The organism is Bacillus sp. REN16 (assembly GCF_020731355.1).
Taxonomy (GTDB): domain Bacteria; phylum Bacillota; class Bacilli; order Bacillales; family Bacillaceae_L; genus Ferdinandcohnia.
This window is the reverse complement of record NZ_JAJFZK010000051.1, coordinates 1-2,398: the sequence shown is the minus strand read 5'-3', so window position 1 is coordinate 2,398 and position 2,398 is coordinate 1. Positions and strand designations below refer to the sequence as shown.

Genomic DNA, 2,398 nt, shown 5'->3' with positions numbered 1-2,398 from the left:
TAGGTGTCTATGAAAATGTGAGAAAAAAGGAGTATTCGGGAGATATTACTTACTTTATTGAGGGAGGTATTTCAATTAAGTATATTTATAAAGGTATTGGTAATAATACTATCGAGGAATACAAGAAAAGTTGTCAACTATAATTGACAACTTTTCTTTGCTATGGTTAAATAATTATATAATGAATTGATAGGAGAAATAAAATTGAGTTGTCCTAAGTTTAAAACACCCTTAAAAGAAGAAAGAGTAAAAAAGGGATTATCACAAGAAAAATTAGCATCAATGGTTGGAGTTTCCAAAGAAACAATTAGAAAGATTGAAAATGGAACTTCAATTCCAAATGTCTTCTTAGCTATTGCTTTAGCGGGGGTTCTAAAGGTCTCATTGGAACTATTATTCCAAAAATTAAAAGATAAGGATTAATGAGTTACAAGAAACAATTAGGAGTAGATAAAAATGGAAAACAAGGTTATTAACATAACAGAACGTATTAATAAAAAAAAGATGGAAAAAAGTGAAATAAGCTATGAATTGTATTTAAGCGAAATGTATGCTGACCAATTAGGAAAAGATTTTAAAAATATATTAAATGAAAATAAAATGAAAATTAATGAAAGGATGAAAAAATAATGAGTACTGCAAAAAAATTATTATCTGGACTAGAGACAGCTATTAAAGAGGCTACTAAAATAGGTTATAAAAGAGGAGCCAAAGATGTATTGAAAGAATTTGGACCACATGCTGGTAGAGCCTTACGAAATGGAGACGGTTCCATAATGAAGACTTTTAATGAAATATCAAAAGCAATTAAGAAAATGTAAATAAAATAAGCCTATTTTCCTCAGTAGGCTGACTTGAAAGGTCTGCCCACCTCAGTCCTAAAATGCTCCTAAAAAAGGAGGGCAGGTCAGAATGTCAGATAGGACATCTTATAATCAATTTGTTCAAAAAGACAGGCGGAGGGATATTTCTATGAATGGTTACAAGTGGGCATCTATTATTCTAGGTGGATTTGGAGCTTTTGCTGCTTTTGTAGCCCCTTTATTATGGAAACAAGGAGAAGGGCACACGTTTAGTGAAGATGAAATAGAAAAAATAATGGACGTCATAAAAAATATTAACAATAACTAGAAAATTCATTGTAAACTTACCAGCACCCCATGTGTTGCCACATACACTCCACACACACGGAAGCGATTGCAAAACTGGTGTTGCGGGACTAGGAACGGGCTCCATCTCATTCAGAAAAACTTAGCCCATTGAAGGTAAAAAGGATAAAGATAGAGAATAAATCTATTAGGTATAATAGGTGACTATTTAAATAAAATCTTCATTTGGAAGGAGGAAATAAAGGTGGATCCACTCAAAGATATACGTTGGCAACAAAGGTTTGAAAACTTCGAGAAGTCATACAAACTTTTAGAAAAATATTCTCAGCAAGAGCTAACTTCAGAAATAGAAAAGGCTGGAATTATACAGTTCTTTGAGATGACATTTGAATTAGCATGGAAAGTACTTAAGGATTACCTAGAAGCCCAAGGATTTATCGTGAAAAGTCCAAGAGAAACGATTAAACAAGCATTCCAAATGGGAATTATTCAAGAGGGACATGTATGGATTGATGCATTATCAAAAAGAAACCTAACAACTCATACATATGATGAAGCCTTTGCCGATAAATTTGTAAAAGAAATTAAAGAAATCTATTACCCAATATTTAAATCACTACATGAAAGATTATCAGGAGATTAAGCATATGTATGGATTAATAGAGCGAGATTTGGGTTATATATTGAAAGCAATAAGAAATTTTAAAGAAATTGAGCGAGTAATTCTATTTGGTAGTCGTGCAATGGGGAACTTTAAAAAAGGGTCGGATGTTGATCTTGCCATTGTTGGGGAAGAAATAACTAGTAAAGTTATATATGAACTAGATGATCTATTAAATGAGGTTTATCCACTACCATATTTTTTCGACATAATTCAGTACGAGGAAATAAACAACCAGCATTTACTTGAACATATAAACACAGTTGGAAAAGTTTTGTATCAAAAGGGTGAAAATCAAAATCCTAAGTACACATTAGAAGCTACTAAAGCAGATAATGCAGCGCAATTCGAGTGAATAAGACAATAAGCTCGATCAGAAATTATGATCCCCATCGTACTACAGAGTTACACGATGGGGGTCAGGTCTTGTTATAATATTTCTGATACGTAGTAAGTGGAGTGTAGAAAAAGACTACTTTAGGGCCTGACCCCCATTGTACTAAAGCGTTAGCACAATGGGGAGATATAATGGAATTGTAAATTCATCTTGTGGATTTTAGAGGGTCTGCGTAAAATCTTGTGTAAGTAATATTCGACAATCTTCGCAAGGCAAGAAATAATAGGTATG

6 protein-coding genes are annotated in these 2,398 nt (G+C 32.8%); all 6 read left to right on the top strand.

What is annotated here, in order from left to right; all coding sequences use genetic code 11:
• Positions 1-204 precede the first annotated feature (204 nt).
• The 6 genes from LKW28_RS22765 to LKW28_RS22740 all read left to right on the top strand — a co-directional run bounded on the left by LKW28_RS22765 (position 205) and on the right by LKW28_RS22740 (position 2,125).
• Positions 205-423: a helix-turn-helix transcriptional regulator gene (locus LKW28_RS22765; protein ID WP_229142697.1), complete on the top strand. Its 219-nt coding sequence runs from the start codon at positions 205-207 to the stop codon at positions 421-423.
• A gap of 33 nt (positions 424-456) precedes the next feature.
• Positions 457-630, top strand: coding sequence for a hypothetical protein (locus LKW28_RS22760; RefSeq protein WP_229142696.1), 174 nt, complete (start codon positions 457-459; stop codon positions 628-630).
• Positions 630-821, top strand: coding sequence for a hypothetical protein (locus tag LKW28_RS22755; protein ID WP_229142695.1), 192 nt, complete (start codon positions 630-632; stop codon positions 819-821). Before LKW28_RS22760 ends, LKW28_RS22755 begins: the two co-directional genes overlap by 1 nt.
• 91 nt (positions 822-912) lie before the next feature.
• Complete coding sequence (locus LKW28_RS22750; protein ID WP_229142694.1) at positions 913-1,131, top strand: hypothetical protein; 219 nt, start codon at positions 913-915, stop codon at positions 1,129-1,131.
• Positions 1,132-1,353: 222 nt separating this feature from the next.
• On the top strand, positions 1,354-1,752 hold the full coding sequence (locus LKW28_RS22745; protein ID WP_229142693.1) for a nucleotidyltransferase substrate binding protein: 399 nt from the start codon (positions 1,354-1,356) through the stop codon (positions 1,750-1,752).
• A gap of 4 nt (positions 1,753-1,756) precedes the next feature.
• Positions 1,757-2,125 carry a nucleotidyltransferase family protein gene (locus LKW28_RS22740; protein WP_229142692.1) on the top strand — a complete coding sequence of 123 codons (369 nt, stop codon included), beginning with the start codon at positions 1,757-1,759 and terminating at the stop codon, positions 2,123-2,125.
• The last annotated feature ends 273 nt before the right edge of the window (positions 2,126-2,398 follow it).

Coding starts and splice junctions, on each gene's coding strand:
- LKW28_RS22760 (WP_229142696.1), top strand. CDS start 457: ATGGAAAACAAGGTTATTAACATAACAGAACGTATTAATAAAAAAAAG.
- LKW28_RS22755 (WP_229142695.1), top strand. CDS start 630: ATGAGTACTGCAAAAAAATTATTATCTGGACTAGAGACAGCTATTAAA.
- LKW28_RS22750 (WP_229142694.1), top strand. CDS start 913: ATGTCAGATAGGACATCTTATAATCAATTTGTTCAAAAAGACAGGCGG.
- LKW28_RS22740 (WP_229142692.1), top strand. CDS start 1,757: ATGTATGGATTAATAGAGCGAGATTTGGGTTATATATTGAAAGCAATA.